This window comes from Rhodococcoides navarretei, from assembly GCF_038069675.1.
Taxonomy (GTDB): Bacteria; Actinomycetota; Actinomycetes; order Mycobacteriales; family Mycobacteriaceae; genus Rhodococcoides; species Rhodococcoides navarretei.
This window is the reverse complement of record NZ_JBBPCN010000001.1, coordinates 753,739-772,122: the sequence shown is the minus strand read 5'-3', so window position 1 is coordinate 772,122 and position 18,384 is coordinate 753,739. Positions and strand designations below refer to the sequence as shown.

Annotated in this window: 21 protein-coding genes; 6 read left to right on the top strand and 15 right to left on the bottom strand. The window is 64.3% G+C overall.

The window, feature by feature from the left end:
- Positions 1-88: 88 nt before the first annotated feature.
- The 7 genes from AABD04_RS03785 to AABD04_RS03755 form a co-directional block, all read right to left on the bottom strand.
- Entirely contained in the window at positions 89-1,708 is a 1,620-nt protein-coding gene (locus AABD04_RS03785; RefSeq protein WP_341440266.1) for a signal peptidase I, read from the bottom strand.
- 83 nt (positions 1,709-1,791) lie between these two features.
- Positions 1,792-2,430 (bottom strand): SipW-dependent-type signal peptide-containing protein, encoded by a 639-nt coding sequence (locus AABD04_RS03780; RefSeq protein WP_341442946.1) that lies wholly within the window; start codon positions 2,428-2,430, stop codon positions 1,792-1,794.
- On the bottom strand, positions 2,430-2,939 hold the full coding sequence (locus AABD04_RS03775; RefSeq protein ID WP_341440265.1) for a hypothetical protein: 510 nt from the start codon (positions 2,937-2,939) through the stop codon (positions 2,430-2,432). Before AABD04_RS03775 ends, AABD04_RS03780 begins: the two co-directional genes overlap by 1 nt.
- A complete protein-coding gene (locus tag AABD04_RS03770) occupies positions 2,936-3,535 on the bottom strand; it encodes a signal peptidase I (protein ID WP_341440264.1) in 600 nt (199 codons plus the stop codon). Before AABD04_RS03770 ends, AABD04_RS03775 begins: the two co-directional genes overlap by 4 nt.
- Positions 3,532-4,086 (bottom strand): hypothetical protein, encoded by a 555-nt coding sequence (locus AABD04_RS03765; protein ID WP_341440263.1) that lies wholly within the window; start codon positions 4,084-4,086, stop codon positions 3,532-3,534. Before AABD04_RS03765 ends, AABD04_RS03770 begins: the two co-directional genes overlap by 4 nt.
- 12 nt (positions 4,087-4,098) lie before the next feature.
- Positions 4,099-4,803, bottom strand: coding sequence for an alternate-type signal peptide domain-containing protein (locus AABD04_RS03760; RefSeq protein ID WP_341440262.1), 705 nt, complete (start codon positions 4,801-4,803; stop codon positions 4,099-4,101).
- A gap of 318 nt (positions 4,804-5,121) precedes the next feature.
- Positions 5,122-6,411 (bottom strand): adenylosuccinate synthase, encoded by a 1,290-nt coding sequence (locus AABD04_RS03755; RefSeq protein ID WP_243594547.1) that lies wholly within the window; start codon positions 6,409-6,411, stop codon positions 5,122-5,124.
- Between the two features lie 202 nt (positions 6,412-6,613).
- Here AABD04_RS03755 and AABD04_RS03750 point away from each other — a divergent pair, with 202 nt between their 5' ends.
- From AABD04_RS03750 to AABD04_RS03740, 3 genes are all read left to right on the top strand, one after another.
- Positions 6,614-7,279 (top strand): hypothetical protein, encoded by a 666-nt coding sequence (locus AABD04_RS03750; RefSeq protein ID WP_243594548.1) that lies wholly within the window; start codon positions 6,614-6,616, stop codon positions 7,277-7,279.
- The gene (locus AABD04_RS03745; RefSeq protein WP_341440261.1) at positions 7,276-8,049 is read left to right on the top strand and encodes a site-2 protease family protein; all 774 of its coding nucleotides are present in this window, start codon (positions 7,276-7,278) and stop codon (positions 8,047-8,049) included. The genes AABD04_RS03750 and AABD04_RS03745 overlap by 4 nt, the downstream gene beginning before the upstream one ends.
- Before the next feature lie 121 nt (positions 8,050-8,170).
- A complete protein-coding gene (locus AABD04_RS03740; RefSeq protein WP_243594550.1) occupies positions 8,171-8,638 on the top strand; it encodes a pyridoxamine 5'-phosphate oxidase family protein in 468 nt (155 codons plus the stop codon).
- On the opposite strand, the gene AABD04_RS03735 is transcribed toward AABD04_RS03740, so the two are convergent.
- The 3 genes from AABD04_RS03735 to AABD04_RS03725 all read right to left on the bottom strand — a co-directional run bounded on the left by AABD04_RS03735 (position 8,628) and on the right by AABD04_RS03725 (position 11,185).
- Positions 8,628-9,557 (bottom strand): cation diffusion facilitator family transporter, encoded by a 930-nt coding sequence (locus AABD04_RS03735; RefSeq protein ID WP_243608637.1) that lies wholly within the window; start codon positions 9,555-9,557, stop codon positions 8,628-8,630. The genes AABD04_RS03740 and AABD04_RS03735 overlap by 11 nt on opposite strands.
- A gap of 79 nt (positions 9,558-9,636) precedes the next feature.
- On the bottom strand, positions 9,637-10,704 hold the full coding sequence (locus AABD04_RS03730; RefSeq protein ID WP_423228207.1) for an FUSC family protein: 1,068 nt from the start codon (positions 10,702-10,704) through the stop codon (positions 9,637-9,639).
- A 64-nt stretch (positions 10,705-10,768) separates the two neighbouring features.
- On the bottom strand, positions 10,769-11,185 hold the full coding sequence (locus tag AABD04_RS03725) for a DUF3151 domain-containing protein (protein ID WP_032397398.1): 417 nt from the start codon (positions 11,183-11,185) through the stop codon (positions 10,769-10,771).
- 149 nt (positions 11,186-11,334) lie between these two features.
- On the opposite strand from AABD04_RS03725, the gene AABD04_RS03720 reads away from it, so the two are divergent.
- Positions 11,335-12,165, top strand: a complete 831-nt coding sequence (locus AABD04_RS03720) for an Rv0361 family membrane protein (RefSeq protein ID WP_341440259.1) — start codon at positions 11,335-11,337, stop codon at positions 12,163-12,165.
- Between the two features lie 64 nt (positions 12,166-12,229).
- On the opposite strand, the gene fbaA is transcribed toward AABD04_RS03720, so the two are convergent.
- Positions 12,230-13,270, bottom strand: coding sequence for a class II fructose-bisphosphate aldolase (fbaA, locus tag AABD04_RS03715; protein WP_243594553.1), 1,041 nt, complete (start codon positions 13,268-13,270; stop codon positions 12,230-12,232).
- Between the two features lie 242 nt (positions 13,271-13,512).
- Between fbaA and AABD04_RS03710 the strand changes: the two genes are divergently transcribed.
- Together AABD04_RS03710 and AABD04_RS03705 are read left to right on the top strand one after the other, a co-directional pair.
- Positions 13,513-14,217 (top strand): VTT domain-containing protein, encoded by a 705-nt coding sequence (locus AABD04_RS03710; protein WP_341442944.1) that lies wholly within the window; start codon positions 13,513-13,515, stop codon positions 14,215-14,217.
- Between the two features lie 28 nt (positions 14,218-14,245).
- Positions 14,246-14,941, top strand: coding sequence for a DedA family protein (locus tag AABD04_RS03705; protein WP_243594554.1), 696 nt, complete (start codon positions 14,246-14,248; stop codon positions 14,939-14,941).
- A gap of 22 nt (positions 14,942-14,963) precedes the next feature.
- On the opposite strand, the gene AABD04_RS03700 is transcribed toward AABD04_RS03705, so the two are convergent.
- The 4 genes from AABD04_RS03700 to AABD04_RS03685 all read right to left on the bottom strand — a co-directional run bounded on the left by AABD04_RS03700 (position 14,964) and on the right by AABD04_RS03685 (position 18,358).
- Positions 14,964-16,100, bottom strand: coding sequence for a glycoside hydrolase family 76 protein (locus AABD04_RS03700; protein ID WP_341440258.1), 1,137 nt, complete (start codon positions 16,098-16,100; stop codon positions 14,964-14,966).
- A 61-nt stretch (positions 16,101-16,161) separates the two neighbouring features.
- Positions 16,162-16,842, bottom strand: coding sequence for a TrmH family RNA methyltransferase (locus AABD04_RS03695; RefSeq protein WP_335742587.1), 681 nt, complete (start codon positions 16,840-16,842; stop codon positions 16,162-16,164).
- Entirely contained in the window at positions 16,839-17,483 is a 645-nt protein-coding gene (locus AABD04_RS03690; RefSeq protein ID WP_341440257.1) for a DUF6636 domain-containing protein, read from the bottom strand. Before AABD04_RS03690 ends, AABD04_RS03695 begins: the two co-directional genes overlap by 4 nt.
- Positions 17,484-17,569: 86 nt before the next feature.
- Positions 17,570-18,358, bottom strand: a complete 789-nt coding sequence (locus tag AABD04_RS03685) for an SDR family oxidoreductase (protein ID WP_243594558.1) — start codon at positions 18,356-18,358, stop codon at positions 17,570-17,572.
- Positions 18,359-18,384: the final 26 nt, after the last annotated feature.

The following is an 18,384-nucleotide window of genomic DNA, read 5'->3' as shown; positions in this document are numbered from 1 at the left end:
CCCGACCTTCCGTCGCTTTACCTGGACTCGATTATCCACAAAGACGGCCAGATGCGCAGTTCGATTCGGACATATATGTAAGAGTTCGCTAATTCAACAGCGCGAGAATCTCCGACGGAATCTGATCCGTTGCCGTCGGATCGACCACCGACCGGGACCACGAACCGCCGCTGCCGTCGAGACGAACGAGCTGATCCGGACCGAGTAGCCACAGCTGATCCCCAGCCGACCAATTGACGCCGTAGCCGTACGCCTCACTGGACAAGGCGGGAGCGCTGTACTGAACTGCCCCGGTGGTGTCGACGATCTGCAGAGTCGGAGAGCCGTCGATGTCGACGACCTGGGCAGTCGACGTGCCCGACGGCGAGGTCTGCGGGGTGGACAAGGCCACGGGAGCCGGCGGGGTGGTTGTGGTCTCTTCCGGTGCTGGTGCCGGGGCGGCGGCAGGGGTGTCGGTGGTGGTCGACGGGGTAGTCGTGGTCGGCGGAACCTCGACCGGCGGTGGAGCCGGTGACTCCTCGGTGACCGACGGATCCGTCGTACCGGGCGCCGTGGTGGACTCCGGTGCCAGAGTCGTGGGGGTGGGTGTCGTGGCGGACGGAGTGGTCGCCTCGGGAACGATGGCCTGCGGGGCGCTGCGGGCGGCGGCAGCGGTGCCTCCGCACCGCGCACTGGCAGCCAAGCCGAGGAGTAGACCGTTGCTCATGGTTATGTTCACGGTGGGACTCGGCTGCGAAAACCTGGTGCCCGATTTGGTTCGGATCGATGCGGTGTAGACACCGTCGAGCACCGGCGCAAGCGGCAGCGGGAGCAATTCCAGAAGGGCCCCGTTTTCTACTGCTTGAGTTATGACTACACCGGTAGCAGCGGTCCCTGCTACCGCGAACTCACGGTTATTCTCACCGGCCTTCTTCAATGTCAACTGATAGGTGTACTGCGCCCCCCGTGATGGGAAGGTGAGATTCACGAAGCGAATAGCACCGAGAAGCCCCCGCTCGGCATTCATACACGTCAGCGACAACGGTGCTGGAATCGGCAGCGCCGTGGTGATGGCGCCACTGAGGGCCGTTGCCGTATCTTGACCCGCAGCAAGGGTTGTCGGAGTGTTCGAGGCACTGATGCCCACCGCCGAGATTGCCGTCAGCGCCAGCACCACGCTGAGGGTGGACGCTCCCCGCCTCGGGGCACTGTGCCGCCCGCTCTGCGATTGCTCGGATCCATCCTCGTCGTCAGGCGGTCCCGCGGGTCCCACAGCAGGCTCTCCTGCAGACCTCCGAAAGCCGAACGCGGTCATCAGAAGTGCGCCCACGGCGATGCCGCCGAGGAACACTGCAACGGGCCCGCTGAGCCAGGTGACCGCGTAGCCCAGTTTCCCGACGCTGAAGAACACACGATCGGCTTCGGACACCACGTAACTCTCGGCATCTGGTTCGGCGTTCGCGTCCCCCTTCAGGAACAGCTGTGCACTGTCGGATCCTACCGCCCCGATCTCGACCACCCGGTGAGTGATTCCTGCTCCCGACGCGTTGGTGACCTTGACGATGTCGCCGACTTGGATGTCGGTTGCGGGGGTCGTCTTGCTCAGCGCCAGAGCGCCCGTGTCGATGGCCGGGGCCATGGACCCGGAACGGAAGATCAGCGGAGTAATTCCGAAAAACACCGCCGCGAGCGCGAACGACACGCAGATCAACCCGGCCAATGCCCCCATGCTGAGGACGATTTCGCGATAGAGCCGACCTCGAGATCGGAGAGTAGCAGTGGGCGCAGCGCCATCGGGAGTATCCGACATGACTAGCTCGACGTCGCAGTGAGGGTATACGTGATGGTGCCGGTTGCAGGAGTCGACGGCGTAGCACCGACCATCTTCACAACGAAGCAAAGATTCTCGGTCACGGGAGGAGGCAGTGGAAGCGTGGTGCCTTGGCCCGTGATCGGTCGATCTTGATGCGAAAACGTTTGCGGTGTGGAAAGTCCGGTCACTGTAGACAGCAGCGCACCGCTGCATCCGGTGTTCGTACCGTCGGCAGAACCCAGGTAGACCGAGGAGTTGAGAAGTGCGCCCAATCCCGTGGTGCTAGTGACAGCGGCCTGGATCGAATAGGTGAATCCAACACTTCCAGAGTTCGAGACGATCAAGTTCGCTGAACGCGTGTCGTTCGGAAAAAGATCAACCTTCTTCATCGTAGTAGTGAAGGCCGACGGGTCGTTGTCCACCGCTGGGTCAGCGCCCAACTTGATATCGATCCGCCCCGTTGTGAACGTCCCCGACGTCGCTGTTGCCGAATCCGACCATGCAGCAAGGGTTCCCACCGCGCCGAGGCCGAGAACAATGCCGATCGACATGATGGCCCGCGCGCGGGCGCTGATGAGCGCGAGGCCGATTCGGCGAAGAACCGTCTTCGCACCGACTGAGTCTTTGTGACGCGACATCACGGCTGCGCCCCTTCCATATTCATCCGTGCACCCGACAGCTCCGGGCACACGTCGCTCATGCTGTTATCCCACTGCAGAACCAGATCGATTCGCGCGGTTGAGGTTCGGGTGTCATTGCCGGCTGCTCCGGACATCGTTACGACCACCTCGATACGTTTCTTCTCCCCAGCAGGGACGACGGTCAGCGCGCACGACTCGGTCACGGCGTCACCGATCGAAACATCGAGAGCACGAACGAATGCCGGATTGTCACTGTCGAGAGACACCCACAACCGCCCGTCGGTGTCGGTGTCGTTGAACACATGAAATTGCGAACTGCGAGAGTCCTGCGGAACCCACCGAATGTCCTTGTCGAACAACGGGCTTGTGAAGTCAGTGCCCCATCGCTTGCCATCGTCGCTGTATTTCACCGTCTGCGCCGCTTGCGACGGACCGGCACCTATCAGCAGAACGACCGCGATGCCGGCGAAAGCTGCGGTGCAGGCTACGAACGTGCTGTGCTTCACCGCGCCTGCTCCTTCCGGCTCCGGTAACGATCCACGCCGGCTCCGACGAACATCACCAGTGCATAGCCGAACAGGCCTATGACGATGACCGCGACCGTGATCTTGCGCTGCTCGCCGTTGAGCCAGTTGTTGACGTAGCCCATGTACGGAACCGAATACCAGACCTCGCCTCGGATCTGCCCCACCTGCACCGGGTTCTCGTCGTCGGCACCGTTGTTGTCGCCGCGCGTGACGAAAGTGAGCTCACCCGCTCCGCTCTGCCGGGTCGCGACAATACGGTGTGTCACCACTTCGGGCTCGCCCGAACGTATTTGGTAGGTGATCGGAGTTCCGATGGCGAGTTCGCTGGGATCGACGGGACGCACGACGATCAGACTGCCGGGCGGATACGTCGGCTCCATCGACTGAGTCAGGACGGTGTACGGAGTGGACCCGGTGACTCGCGGAACCACCACGGTGGCCAGAAGAATCAGAACCATCGCGGCCAGCAGCGTGTACGACACAATGCGGCTCATCCACCACCAGACGCCCGTGTGTTCGTCGGTCTCCTCGCGCGGCGGAACGACCGGGATGACGTCGGTGTCGTCGTTGGTCATGCCTGATCCGCTCGGAAGGAGAACGTCACTGTCGAGGATGCGCTCTGAGGTGGTTGATCGGAGGTGGTGAGACGAAAGCACCACACCTCGTTCGATCCGGGAGCGAGGGGGCGGGCTGCGGGTGCGGTCGGTATCTGAGCACCTGCGGCGTTGCCGGTGTACAGGACCGAAGCGCCGGTCGGCGCACCGGTGGCTGGGCATGCCTCTACGTTGGCGACGGTGCTCGCCGTGAGCACGAAGGGCAAAGGTCCGTTCACGGTGGTGCTCTGCAACCGGAAGACGAATGGGGTGCTTCCGTTGTTGCGAATCAGCAGTGGCGCTTGTGCGAAACCGTTGGGCGTGAGGGCGTCGTTACCGAGCCCCGGGATGACGAAGTCGGCGACCTCGGCTGACCCCTCCGGGCCCAGCTTGATGTCCAAGGTGCCCGAGGTGATGGTGCCGCCCCCGATCACCTCTTCATCGCGCCACAGCGCGCCCGTCACCTGTGCCGAGCCGAAGCTCACCACAAGGACGGACGCGGCTGCCAGCGCCCAGTATCGACCGTGCTTCAAAGGAACCAGGACTCAGGGAACGAGCGGACGGATCTGCGTCAGATCGAGAGTGAAGGCCGCGAGATCTATGCTCTGGTTCTGTGCCGTCAATCCATCGGTGCCCTCAGCGAACTCGAACTCGACTCGTACCGTGAGCAACTGATTCTCGGCAGCGGTGTTCGGTGCGCTGATCACTGCTGAACCATCGCCGGTTGTCGGGAGTGGGCCGCTGGTCGCGCCCTCTGCGGTGACCGAGGTGGTAATCGCGTCGAGCAACTCGGCCGAGCCCGGTCCGGCAACAACGCTGCTGGTGTCTGCGGTGAGGTTGGCCGTCAGATTGTTGCCCTCGGCCTCGATGTTGAACTGGGCCGTGTAGGCAACAACGTCGCCGGGAACGATGCGGAACGCCGCAATATCCGCGATCGGCAAATCCACGCCACCGTTGACGTCGTCCGAAGCGTCGACCCATGCGACCGAGCCCGGAACGAGCTCGAGGCTGAGGTCTCCCGAAGTAATCGTTCCACCACCGAGAGTCTCGCTGTCGTTCCACACAGCAAGCGATCCCAAACCGCCGAGCAGCAGGACAGCCGCCGCCCCTGCCGCTACTGCACCCTTGGTTGCCTTGTTCATGTACGTTCTGCTTTCTTCGTAGGCCTTCGAGAACAGGCCGGTGAGGGGGTGACCCGGTGCGGGTCGGTCGGCCGAAACATGGGCCTCCGCAACTGGTGCGATGCTCATTGTTTCGCCAAGACCAGCTGGCCCGTTACCCATGTGAGAGTAAAAGTCCAGGAGACTTTTAAACCGCACTTTTCGGACTCTGCGTTTACACATAAGGTACAACTGTAAAGCAGCGATAGGCACGTAAACGGCCTGTTTACCGACATCCTCGACCGAAAAAGGGGGGATGGAAGAGCGGCGGGTCTGTGCGGGGACCGCAGTTCAACGCCCTGCAGATTGTTTCCGACTTCTTTTCGGGACGAGTTCCGCTCGAGTACCCATGGCACGAAAAAAGCCCCGAGGCTGCATGCCTCGGGGCTTCGATCTCGACCGGACTGCCTACCGCAGAATGTCCCGGCGAACGATGGTTTCGTCGCGTCCCGGTCCCACGCCGATGCACGACATGTACGCACCCGAGAGCTCCTCGAGACGCAGGACGTAGTTCTGCGCGTTGATCGGCAGTTCCTCGAACGTACGGGCACCGGAGATGTCTTCCCACCAACCGGGCATCTCTTCGTAGATCGGCTTCGCGTGATGGAAACCGGTCTGCGTCATCGGCATCTCGTCGTGTCGCACGCCGTCCACGTCGTACGCGACACAGATGGGGACCGTGTCCAGGCTCGACAGCACGTCGAGCTTCGTCAGGAAGTAATCGGTGATGCCGTTGACGCGGGTGGCGTATCGCGCGATGACGGCATCGAACCACCCTGTGCGACGGCCGCGACCGGTGGTGACACCCACCTCGCCGCCCTGCTTGGCCAGGTACTCACCGTGATTGTCGAACAACTCCGTCGGGAACGGTCCCGAACCGACACGCGTCGTGTAGGCCTTCAGGATGCCGAGGACGGTCCCGATCTTGTTGGGGCCGATACCCGAACCGACCGATGCACCGCCGGCCGTCGGATTCGAGGACGTGACGTACGGGTAGGTGCCGTGATCGACGTCGAGCAGCGTGCCCTGCGATCCCTCGAGAAGAATGGTCTCGCCGCGCTCGAGCGCCAGGTTGAGCTGCAGCCTGGTGTCGGTGATGCGGTGCTTGAAACCCTCTGCTTGCTCGAGCACCTCGTCGACGACCTGCTGCGAATCCAACGCACGCCGGTTGTAGATCTTCGAGAGCACCTGATTCTTGAATTCCAGAGCGGCTTCGACCTTTTGGGTCAAAATCTTCTCGTCGAGCACATCGGCGGCTCGGACTCCGACGCGGGCGATCTTGTCCTGGTAGCAGGGCCCGATGCCGCGGCCGGTGGTGCCGATCTTCTTGGCACCGAGGAAACGCTCGGTCACCTTGTCGATGGCCACGTGGTACGGCATGATCAGGTGCGCATCGGCACTGAGCAGCAGGTTCGTGGTATCGACGTCGCGCTTCTCGAGTCCGTCGAGCTCGGTGAGCAGCACACCGGGATCGACGACGACGCCGTTGCCGATGACGTTCTTCACGCCCGGGGTGAGGATTCCCGACGGAATCAGGTGCAGTGCGAACTTGTCGCCGTTCGGCAGAACCACGGTGTGGCCGGCGTTGTTGCCGCCCTGGTAGCGAACTACCCACTGGAGGCGCTCACCGAAAAGGTCGGTGGCCTTGCCTTTGCCCTCGTCGCCCCACTGGGCGCCGATCAGGACTATCGCCGGCATGTGCTCTCCTACGTTGCTTTCGTGCGAGGACGTGCTGCAAGTTTTGCTCGGTCGAACGCAGCAGTCACCATTTGTCGCAGGCGCGACAGTGGCCGGGAGAACAGTCTAGCCGAGGCGGTGAGCTGGCCCGCATGCCGCTACGGTGGAGCCGAAACGAGGGCACTATGGTCGTTCGAGGGTTCACCGAAGATCTAGGAGCGCCGTGACACCGTTCGTTCTGCACTGCGGTAACCCGCCGCTGCCGATCACGCTGACCGACGTCCCGTTGCGCAACGCCGATGCCGTACCGACCGACGACGACTGCAGCGCGATCTTCGCCGACATCGAAGACGCTCCCGCACCCCGCATCATCGTGCTGGGCGACGACGCCTCGCTGGCTGCTGTGCTGACCAGACTGATGCGCACCGATCGCCTCCACGTCGAGGTCGCGTTCGTGCCGGACACCGCGACCAACGCAGCTCACATCTACAAGCTCGGCACCGGATCCCGCGCCGCGAAAGTCGCGCTGACCGGGAAAGCGTCGAGCACGCCCCTCATTCGCGACGACGCGGGCAAGGCCGTCGTCGGTCGAGCGTTCCTCGGCGGCGCGGGCGGTGAGGAACTCGAGGGCGAGGCCTACGTCGACGACACTCGCTTGTTCTCCGGGGTCGTACCCGGCGTCGAGGTGGCACCGACTCCTGAGCTGCCGGGTCTGCGTGCGCGCGTGATCAGCCGTCGACGCCTGCTACCTCGCCGCTGGGTGAGCGGACGCGCGATGCAGCTCGGCTCCCCCGCCGCAGACCTGATGCGCGACGGCGTCGCCGGCGACAGAACAGTGAAGAGGTCGACGTTCTACCGTCACCACCAGGAGTGGTTGCTGGTCCGATGACCGTTCCGTTGCGCCGCAGTCCCGTGCTGCCCAGCCCGGTGTTCGTGGCCGTTCTCGCCGTCGCCGGAGTGGGCGGTGCCCTCGCGTGGACGGCCGAGGACGTCACATCCGTCACCGCACGCCTCGGTGTGTTCGTATTGGTTCTCGCCGGCTGGATCGCCTCGGTGTGCCTGCACGAGTTCGGTCACGCGTACACCGCTTTTCGGGCCGGCGACCGGGAAGTCGAGCTCCGCGGCTACCTGACGCTCAACCCGCTGAAGTACACCCACCCGTTGCTCTCGATCGTGCTGCCGGTGTTGTTCATCGCGATCGGCGGGATCGGGCTGCCCGGCGGTGCCGTGTACCTGCGGACCGGTCAGTTCTCCGCGTCGACGCAGCGGCGCATCGCCCTCGCCGGACCGTTCGCCAATGCCGTTCTCGCCGTGATTCTCCTGATCGTCATTCGCATGTTCGGCACCGACGGCACCCATCAGGCCTTCTGGTACGGGCTCAGCTTCCTGGCGTTCCTGCAGATCATGGCCACGATCCTGAACCTGATTCCGGTACCGGGACTCGATGGATACGCCGCACTCGAGCCCTCGCTCTCACCTGCCACCCGCGCATCGCTGAACCAGTTCAAGGGTTACGGAATCCTCGTTCTCGTCGCGCTGCTGTTCGTGCCCGCAGTCAACTCCGCGTTCTTCGGGGCCATCGATACCCTGTTCGGGCTGTCCGGTGTGCCCGAGTTCTTCGCCGGCAACGGCAACTACCTGATGCGGTTCTGGCTGTAACTGTTCTGGCGCACCGGGAAGGACTGCACGATTTCGACCGCGATCGACGGGATTCCGTCGATCCGGAGAAGTAGTGTGCAGTGTTTCCCGACATGTCGGTACCGGGTCGCATAATTCCGCCATGACGACGTGGAACGAGTTCTCGACAGCCGCCCCGAACCTGGCCTCGGCGGTACACGCCAGATTCACCGCCAACAAGCACCATGTTCTCGCGACACTGAGAGCAGACGGCTCACCGCGCGTGAGCGGAACCGAGGTGGAGTTCGACGCCGGCGGCGTGCTGCGCCTCGGTTCGATGCTCGGGGCCGTCAAAGCGCGGGATCTTCAGCGCGACGGCCGGTTCGCGCTGCACAGCAACCCGGGGCACCATTCAATGGAGGGCGGAGATGCAAAGATCGGCGGACGCGCAGTCGAGATCACCGATCCTGCTGTGCTGCAACCGATATTCGACGCATCACCGGGCGAGCTGGTGCCGTATCACGTGTTCGACCTCGACATCACCGAGGTCGTGCTGACATCGCTGGTGGACGATCACATGCAGATCGACGTGTGGCGTCCGGGCTCCGCGGTGCGCACCGTCACCAGGTGAGCTCTTCTTTGCAGGTCCGCCCGTGAGCCGCCGGTTCGACCTGCACCGTGGCGTGGTCGAGGCCGTAGGTGGACAGCAACGACCTGGCTCGGTCGAGCACCATCGACGACGACCCCTCGCACTCGAGGTGCACTGTGGCCACGTCCATTCCGGTGGTCAGCGTCCACACGTGCAGGTCGTGAACTCCCGTCACCCCCGGTAGAGCGCTCAAGTCGCCGGTCAACGCGTCCACGTCGACGTCCGCCGGACTCGCCTGCGTGAGAATGCGCAGCGCCGAGCCGGCGAGCTTGATTGCACGCGGGATCACCCAGAGGGAGATCAGAACGCCGACGACGATGTCTGCCCAGGTCCACCCGAACACGACCATCAGCACGCCGGCCACGAGCACACCGACACTGCCGACCGCATCGGCCAGAACTTCCATGTATGCACCGCGGACGGCCAGGGAATCCTTGGCGTCACCGCGAATGAGCAGCATGACGACGATATTGGCGGCGAGACCGGCCGACGCGGTGAGAATGAGTGGCACGCCAGGAATTTCGGGTGCATCACCGATGCGCGAGATCGCCTCGTACATGATGAATGCCGCAACGCCGAGCAGCAGAACGGCATTCGCGATGGCCGTCAATACCTCTGCCCGATGCCAGCCGAATGTTCTTGCCGCTACGGCACTTCCCTTGCGGGCGAGCATCAGGGCGATCAGACCCATCGACATGCCGAGTACATCGGTGAGCATGTGGCCAGCATCGGCCAGCAGGCCGAGCGAGCCGATTGCCACGGCGACGGTGGCCTCGACGACGAGGAACACCACCAGAATCGCCAGCGCGATGACCATCTTGCGCACGCGGGATCGGGGCGGCCCCGCACCTGCGGGCGAGTGACCGCCCACGCCGTGACTGTGCCCGTGGCCCGCGCCCATGACTCCCCCTGGTGACCGATGTCGACTTCCGGAAGTCACCATATGCGTACATACGCATATATGCAATGGTGTGTCCGGGTCACAACTCCGGCGGGACGTGCGGGTGCTTCACCGTCGGCGGCAGCGTCGCCAACGCGGAAATACGCTTGAGGCCCGCGACCTGCAGTAGGTCGACGATGATCGACCGCAGCTGCGCCAGGACCACCGTCGCCGACAGACCGGCGTTCGAGATCAGCTCCGGCTTGGCACCGGCCGCAACCGATCGCAACACTCGTGCCGCCTCTGCCGCATCCGGCTTCTGCCCCGGGTCGGCGAGAATCATCTGCCGCAGCACCTCGACCGCATGCGCCAACTTCTCCACCTCGTCGACGACGCGCGGATCGAGGATCTCGTCGTCGCGCACCAACGTCAGCGACCGTCGCGCGAGCACGCGGATGTTGCGGACGGCGTTGTCGATCGGATCTGCCGTCGCCGCGAGCGCCGCGAGACGATTGCGGTGATTCCAGTACATCGGAGAAATTCGCGCGATCTCCCGGCCGCCCTTGAGGTCGGTCCGCAGAGCATCGATACCCGATTGCGTCGCACGCGCCTTGCGCAACGCCTCCTCGATCGGTTTGGGATCGTTCGCCACCAAACCGTCGGCCACCTTCTGCAACACACTCGCGGCCGTAGCCAGGACGCTCGCAGCATCCTTGCGCGCACGCCATACCGGATGCGTCGGGATCAACGCCACGATCGCGATGCCCACCAGACCGCCGACCAATGCGTCGACCATGCGGTTGGGTCCGCCCATGTTGCCCGGCGGGATCAGGGTGGCCACCAGCACGGCGGACGATCCGGCCTGCATCGCGATGATCGGCCCGCCGTCGAGGAACACCGCAGCCGACATGGCCAACACGACCACCAGCGCGATCTGCCACGGCCCACTGCCGATCAGCGAGATGAGCAGATCTCCGACGCCGATGCCCACAGTCACTCCGGCGACGAGTTCGGCCGACCGACGCAACCGTGCGCCGAGCGAGACGCCGAGCGAGACGACAGCGGCGATCGGTGCGAAGAACGGGCTCTCGTGACCGACGATGTCCGTCGCGACGAACCACGCCACACCGGCGGCCAAAGCGCACTGAACGATGGGCAGCAGCGACAACTTCAGTCGTGCGCTACCGGAATTCAGCCGGGTCCGGCCCCGCGCCCGGCTGGCGCGGGTTCGATCAGCCCAGGCCGAGCGCTTCTGCTGCCTTGGGGTCACAGTCTTCGAGGAGGTCGAGGCAGCGGGCGTACTCGTCGTGCTCGTTGATGTCGCGGGCCGCTTTGGCGAGGACTGCGACGCATCGGAGGAATCCGCGGTTGGGCTCATGGCTGTACGGGACCGGCCCGAATCCCTTCCATCCATTACGACGCAACTGGTCCAGGCCTCGGTGGTAGCCGGTACGCGCGTAGGCGTACGCAGTGATGGTGGCACCCGACTCGAGCGCGGCCTCGGCCAGATAGGCCCACGCAATGGACGCCGTCGGATGTGCAGCCGCGACCGTTTCGGGAGCCTCGTGGTTCAGCAGCGCGGATTCGGCCTCGTCGTCGCCGGGCAACAGTGTGGGTTGGGGTCCGAGCAGATCACCGAAAGAAGTCATGGCGCTCATTGTGCCCCTACGTCACCGAATCGTGTCCGAACACCCCCGGAACGCTCGCGCTGGGCCGCAGACACGGTCGATAGGCTGCCAGCTGACGAAATCGAGAACATGTGGGTTTTCGGAAGAATTCGGTGAACGAGGGAGAACGCATGCCGGACGAGAAGAAGAAGGCGCCCTCCGAGGTCGACGCAGCCACCGAGAAGATCGATCTGGGCAAGAAGAAACAAGCCGACCAGACCGCAGGAACCCCTGCCGAGGACGCGGCAACCGAGAAGATGGACGCGGTGCCTGCCGACGCCACCACGGACCGGGGAACCGAGCCGACCGCACAATCGCCTGTGGAACCATCCGCGAGGCCGACCGCTGCACCGCGTCGCATCCCGCCGCGAAACCCGTCGGACACTCCGGCGAAAGCTGTTGCGCCGGAGAAGAAAGCGCCTGCAGCTGTGCCGCAGCCGGTCGGCCCGCGCAAGATCGAGCCGCAGCAGGCCGGGCCCAAGCAGGTCGGTCCCCAGCGCGTCGGGCCGTCGCCGACAGAGTCCGGCAAGCCGAGTCACAAGAAGTGGTGGGCAGCGCTGATAGGTGCTGTTGTCGTGATCGCGGCAGTGGCCGCCGGTGCGTACGTGCTGATCGACCGCACGAGCGTCGAGGACTCCCCTGAGGCCCGGATCAGGACGACCGTCGAGACGTTCACCCGAGCACTGGCCGGCGGCGACCTCGCGACGCTACGCAGCACCTCGTGCGGTGATCTGGCGGCCTTCTACCGAGACATCCCGGACGCCGAATTCGCCGACGTTCATCGAGTCTCGCTGGAGCAGGGCAACATACCGACCCTCGACAGCATCGACGCCATCCAGGTCGGCGACGACAACACCGCGATCGCCCAGGTGATCGCGCACACCGATGCCAACCCGAACGATCGATCGCCGCGCACCTTCGACCTGCGCCTCGAAGGCGATCAGTGGAAGGTGTGCAGCTGACGCTGCATGTGAGCGGAACTTCGTAGTGGGCTACGAAGTTCCGTGCACATGCGGCGAAGCCGCTCTATCCCGCGGAAACGCTGCGACCTGCGGACTTGAGATCGTTGCAGGCCTCGACGACGCGGGCCGTCATGCCGGCCTCTGCCTTCTTGAGGTAACTGCGCGGGTCGTAGGCCTTCTTGTTTCCGACCTCGCCGTCGATTTTGAGCACGCCGTCGTAGTTGGAGAAGAAGTGTCCGGCGATGGGGCGGCTGAACGCGTACTGGGTGTCGGTGTCGACGTTCATCTTCACCGTTCCGTATTCCAGCGCCTCTTCGATCTCGCTCTTCGCCGAGCCGGATCCGCCGTGGAAGACGAAGTCGAACGGCTTGGAACCCGAGGCCAGACCCAGCTTCTCCGACGCGACCCGCTGGCCGTCTGCCAGCACCGACGGCTTCAGCTTGACGTTGCCCGGCTTGTAGACGCCGTGCACGTTGCCGAACGTCGCCGCCAGCAGGTAGCGCGAGCCGGCGTCGCCGGCACCGAGGGCCTCGACGGTCTTGAGGAAGTCCTCGTTCGACGTGTACAGCTTGTCGTTGATCTCGGCCTCGACGCCGTCTTCCTCGCCGCCGACGACACCGATTTCGATCTCCAGGATGATCTTCGCCGCCGCCGCGCGGGCCAGCAGGTCCTTGGCGATCTCCAGGTTCTCGTCGATCGGAACGGCCGAGCCGTCCCACATGTGCGACTGGAACAGCGGGTTCTTGCCGGCGTCGACGCGTTCCTGCGAGATCGCGAGAAGCGGACGCACGTAGGTGTCCAGCTTGTCCTTGGGGCAGTGGTCGGTGTGCAGAGCGATGGTGACGTCGTACTCGGCGGCTACGACGTGCGCGAACTCGGCGAGTGCGACAGCGCCCGTGACCATGCTCTTGATACCGAGTCCGGATCCGAACTCGGCTCCGCCGGTCGAGAACTGAATGATGCCGTCGCTACCCGCGTCGGCGAAGCCCTTGATGGCGGCGTTGATGGACTCGGAACCCACACAGTTGATTGCCGGAAAGGCGAACTTGTGTTCCTTCGCCCGGCCCAGCATCTCGGCGTAGACCTCGGGAGTTGCGATAGGCACGGCGTCATTCCTCCATTGAAAAGTTCGATTGTGTCCAGTGCAGTATGGCAACCCCCGGGCTCGGTGTCGTGCGTACCCGCTTCCCCGAGGTCGTTCCGCTGGCTCCACTCCCGCATCCCCGAGGTCGTTCCGCTGGGAGAACACGCCATCGCATTCACAGCCGCACCTCATCATCTGTTCAGGACTTACGAGTTTCGGCCGGTAGTGTGGGCGCGGTGAGTCTCCTAGCTGCCTCGGACACGATGACGACGAACCTGGCTTTGTTGCCCGGATTCCTCGACCCGGTGAACCTGCTCAACTCCTTCGGTCATTGGGTGTTGATCGGGCTGCTGCTGGTGGTCTTCATCGAGTCGGGGTTGCTCTTCCCGCTGCTCCCGGGCGATTCCCTGCTGTTCACGGCGGGGTTGATCGCGGCCTCGAAGTCCACCGAGATCGAGCCGTTCGCGTCCATCTGGACTCTCGTCATCCTGATCCCGATCGCGGCCATCCTCGGCGATCAGGTCGGCTATCTCATCGGCACGAAGGGTGGCGCTGCCCTCTTCAAGAGCAACGATTCGCGATTCTTCAAGAAGAGGTACATCGACGAATCGCACATATTCTTCGAGAAGCACGGCCCGATCACCATCATCCTGGCCCGCTTCGTGCCGATCGTGCGCACGTTCGCGCCGGTCGTCGCCGGTGCGTCGCACATGAAGTACTCGCTGTTCCTGACCTACAACGTCGTCGGCGGCGTCCTCTGGGGCGCGGGCGTGACGGTGCTGGGGTACCTGCTCGGGCAGATCGCCTTCATCCGTGACCACGTCGACATCATTTTCCTCCTCATCGTCGCCGTCTCCGTCCTCCCGATCGTCATCGAGGTCGGCAAGCGCATGGTCAAGGCCCGCAAGACTCCACTCGGGGAGGCCACCGACGTGATCGAGGCACACTCCCCGGAAACCAAGTCCTGATCGAGATCTTCCGAAAGTGATCGAGTCCATGTCGTCGATTACCACTGCGCTGCCGAGCGTGTCCGTTCAGGCGGTCGGCAGTTTCGGTCCGCTGGAGACGGCAGGCCCGCTCGTCGTGTGGATCATCGTGATGACGTTCGTGTTCATCGAATGCGCGGTGATCATCGGGTTGTTCCTGCCCGGGGATTCGATGCTGATCACGGCCGGAATCGTGATGGCGACCCATGCGTCGGGCACCGGTCACATCTGGGCGCTGTCGCTCGGTGCGATGGTCGCTGCCATCGCAGGCAACCAGGTGGGGTACTCGATCGGTCACCGAACCGGCTCGACGCTGGTGGCCCGCAAGAACGGCAAGTACCTCAACACCAAGAACCTGCACAAGGTCAATCTCCTGCTCGAGAAGCACGGCTTCTGGGCGGTGCTGGTCGCGCGATGGATTCCCTGGGTGCGCACCCTGTGCCCGCTGGTCGCGGGTGCCGCGAAGATGGATCACCGCAAGTACACGATCGCCAGCACCCTCGGTGCCATCATCTGGGCTCCGGTGCTGCTGCTGATCGGGTTCTACTTCGGCTCGTTCATCCAGGGAATCCCGTGGCTGATGCCCGCCGTCCTGATCAGCATGGTCGTGCTGCTGGTCGTCGGAACCGGACTCGGTATCTGGCAGTACCGCAAGGAAATGGCGCGACCCGAAGAGACCATCGAGGTCGAAGAGGTACTCGAGTAGGCGGTCCGGGTATCCGGCTGTTCTAGAAGCCGGCAGCTGCGACGCGGTAGGCCGCTTCCATGAGCATCCAGCCACCGAGTTGCACAGAGAGGTCGCGCTCGGGCACATCGGACGGTCGGACGGTTCCCTCGGTGAACGTGGCAATGTGCAGTCCTTGCCCGGGGAATCGCGCTTCGCGGTTCCAGTCGGCTCCGAACAGCGGGTTGTCCTCCACTTCGAGGCGGTTCTCCCATGCGGCCTCGGCCGAGTTCAGCACGATCGCCGCGGCAAGTTCGCGTGCACGGTCGTCCGCGTCCGAGTCTCCGGGTAACTCCACCGCGACCATCGCCAGGTAACGCGCGAGGATGGGGTTGAACAGGCCGCCGTCTCCCCCACCGCCGCCGGTGATGACGAGGTTGCGGGTCAGGTGATTGTCGACGGCGTCGACCAGAGCATGGACTCGCTCGGCGTGCCTGGGTTCACCGAGTCGAACGGCGAGTTCGGTCTCGAGGCCCAACGTGACGCCTTGGCAGTAGCTGTATACGGCGCGTTCCATCTCACCGGGCTTTCCGGCGTCGACGAGTGCGCGGGTGGAGTGCATCCCGTCGAGAATCAGCCCCGTGCGCTCGTCTTTGAGGGTGCGGTCCATCCAGTCGGCCATCTCCTGGGCACGCCACAACCGACCGGTACGCGCCAGCATGATCGCGGCCGGACCGTTGGTGGGTGCGTTGTAGAAGTCGGACTTCTTGCGCCACGGAATGCCGCCACCCTCGGCCGGGGCCCAGGCGTCGAACAACTCCGTCTCGATCTGCTGGATGCCGCCGCGATTGCCGACGAAGTGCTGCCGCTGCGCGCGTTCGAGCGCCAACCCGAGCCACGCCATGTCGTCGTAGTAGTTGTTGGTCCAGCCGGTGACGTTGCGGGTTCGGTGCGCTCGGGTGATCTTGTTCAATCGCCGACGGCGCTTGGCCGTGAGGTCGCGATCTGCGGCGTCGACCGCGCAGTCGAGCAGGTGGGCCTGCCACCAGTAGTGCCAGCGTAGGAACGCCCGTTCCTTGCGAATCGGTGGCCAGGCGACGACACCCAACGTCGTACCCGGTAGCCCCCACAGCCGACGCATGTGCCGTGCGACGACGGCCCCCTCCGCAGCGTCCGCACGCTGCGACCACAACTCTTGCATACGGACAATCCTGCCACTACCGTTGCCGATTCGTTACATCCCGCCCGGAATCGATGCGGGCTCACCACGCAGCGCCCAGGTCCGCGTGCCGCCGAATCCACGAGTGCATGGCAATTCCGGCGGCAACACCGGCATTGATGCTGCGAGTGGAACCGAATTGGGCGATCGATACCGTCATCGACGCCGAGTCGCGGGCACTGTCGGTGACGCCCGGTCCTTCCTGGCCGAAGAGCAGCAAGCAATGGCGCGGCAACTCCGCCGTCTCGATCGGCACCGACCCGGGGGTGTTGTCGACGGCAACGACCACGAGGCCCGCGTCCGCCGCGAACGCCATCAGTTCCTCCACCGAATCGTGGTGATGGATGTGCTGGTAACGATCGGTGACCATCGCGCCGCGACGGTTCCATCGACGCCGCCCGACGATGTGTACCGCCTGTGCCGCGAAGGCATTCGCGGTGCGCACCACCGTGCCGATGTTGGCGTCGTTGGTGAAGTTCTCGATGGCCACGTGCAGCGAATGCCGTCGGGTGTCGATGTCGGCGACGATCGCCTCGCGTCGCCAGTAGCGATATGCGTCGACGACGTTGCGGCGGTCACCGCCGGCGAGCAGTTCCGGATCCAACCGCGGATCGTCGGGTGGCGGTTCTGCGTGGGTGTCGGCCCACGGTCCGACACCGTGGGGGTGCTCGCCCCACTCGGTGGGTCCCGCGTCCTCCGGCACAGAGTTGCTGTCGCCGCTCAATAGACTTCGTTGCTGTCCGGTGCGATGCGGAAGCCGTGTCCGGTCGCATCGTCGACGCACGAGATGCCGTTCTCGGCGGACGTGCAGGTGAACCCGTTTCCGGCGATGGTCGCACCCACCGCGAGCGGTGGATCGATCGTGTCCCCACCCGAGGTGTACACCACGCCGCCGGAGCACATGAACGCCGCCGGACCGTCGTTGGTGACACGAATTCCGTTGCCCCAGTTGATCATGCAATCCTCGGGCTTCGGCGGAACCGGAGTGGTGGTGCCCTGGCACCCGGCTTCGGTGCGAGTGGACAGCGGCACGATGCCGCACTGGAACAGACCGTCGGGAGAACTGAAGTAGTACGCGCCGCCGATGGGGGCGTACGTCGTCTGCGGTTCCGCGGTGGGCGGCGGAGGCTCGACCGGAGGCGGTGGCGGCGGGAGCGCTTCCGTGGTCGTCACCGGCGCGGGGGTGGTGGTTGCCGTCGTGGTTGTCGGCGCGAGGGTGGTGGCCGACGCAGGCGACGGGGGCTGGGCAGCGGACTCACTGCTGCACCCGGTGAGAACGAGCGCCGTACCGGCCCCGATCACCACCAACCAGGCTCGAAACCTACCCATGTGCCGTGCTCTGCTCGAACCCCACGTACTCAGCATGAAAAAACCCCGACCCACCTTCCGACACCGATCACTCCGACGACCGACGATACCGGCGCACCGCCGGCATCGTTCGGCGAGAGGTTCTAGGTGTGGCTCAGGCGCCGGTTGACCTCACGAGTGAGCCAAGCGGGCGAGAATCGTGACCCGAGCGAGAGCGCCTTGGACGGCAGGCCGACCGGGAAATGCACCTTGTGCAACCGACGCTTCACCGGACGGGTCGCGTCGAAGATCGCGTCGGACACATCCTTGACGGTGAGCTTGATACCCAACGAGCTCGTCGTGCCCGTCGAGACACCCTGGGTCATCGCCGTCTGGACGAACAGCGGCCACATGGCCTTGACCGCGATGTCGTACTTGCTCCACTCGAGATCCAATGCCTCGGTGATGCCGCGCACCGCGAACTTGGACGCGCCGTAGGTCACCAACTCGGGCTGACCGTAGATGGCCGACGCCGAGCACAGGTTGACGACCTGAGCACCGGCCGTGTCCCTCAAATACGGGAAGGCGGCGTGAGTGCCGTAGATGACGCCGTTGAAGTTGATGTCGATCTGACGACGGTGCACCGACAGCGGCATGTCCTCGAAGGCACCCGCGGCGAGAATTCCGGCGTTGTTGATCAGAATGTCGAGTCGACCGTCACCCTCACCGACGAACTCCTTCAACCGGGTTTCCCACTGGTCGGAGTCGGTTACATCCAAGGTGCCGGTGACCACGCGGCCGCTGAGCGAAGCAGCTTCCTTGCCGAGCGATGCCAAGCCGGTCTCGTCGATGTCGTACGCACCGACGAGGTAGCCGTTGGCAGCGAACTTGAGAGCAGTTGCGCGGCCGATGCCGGCTGCAGCGCCTGAGATGAAGACAGTTGGTCGAGTCACATCGATCACCGTACATGTAACCCTAC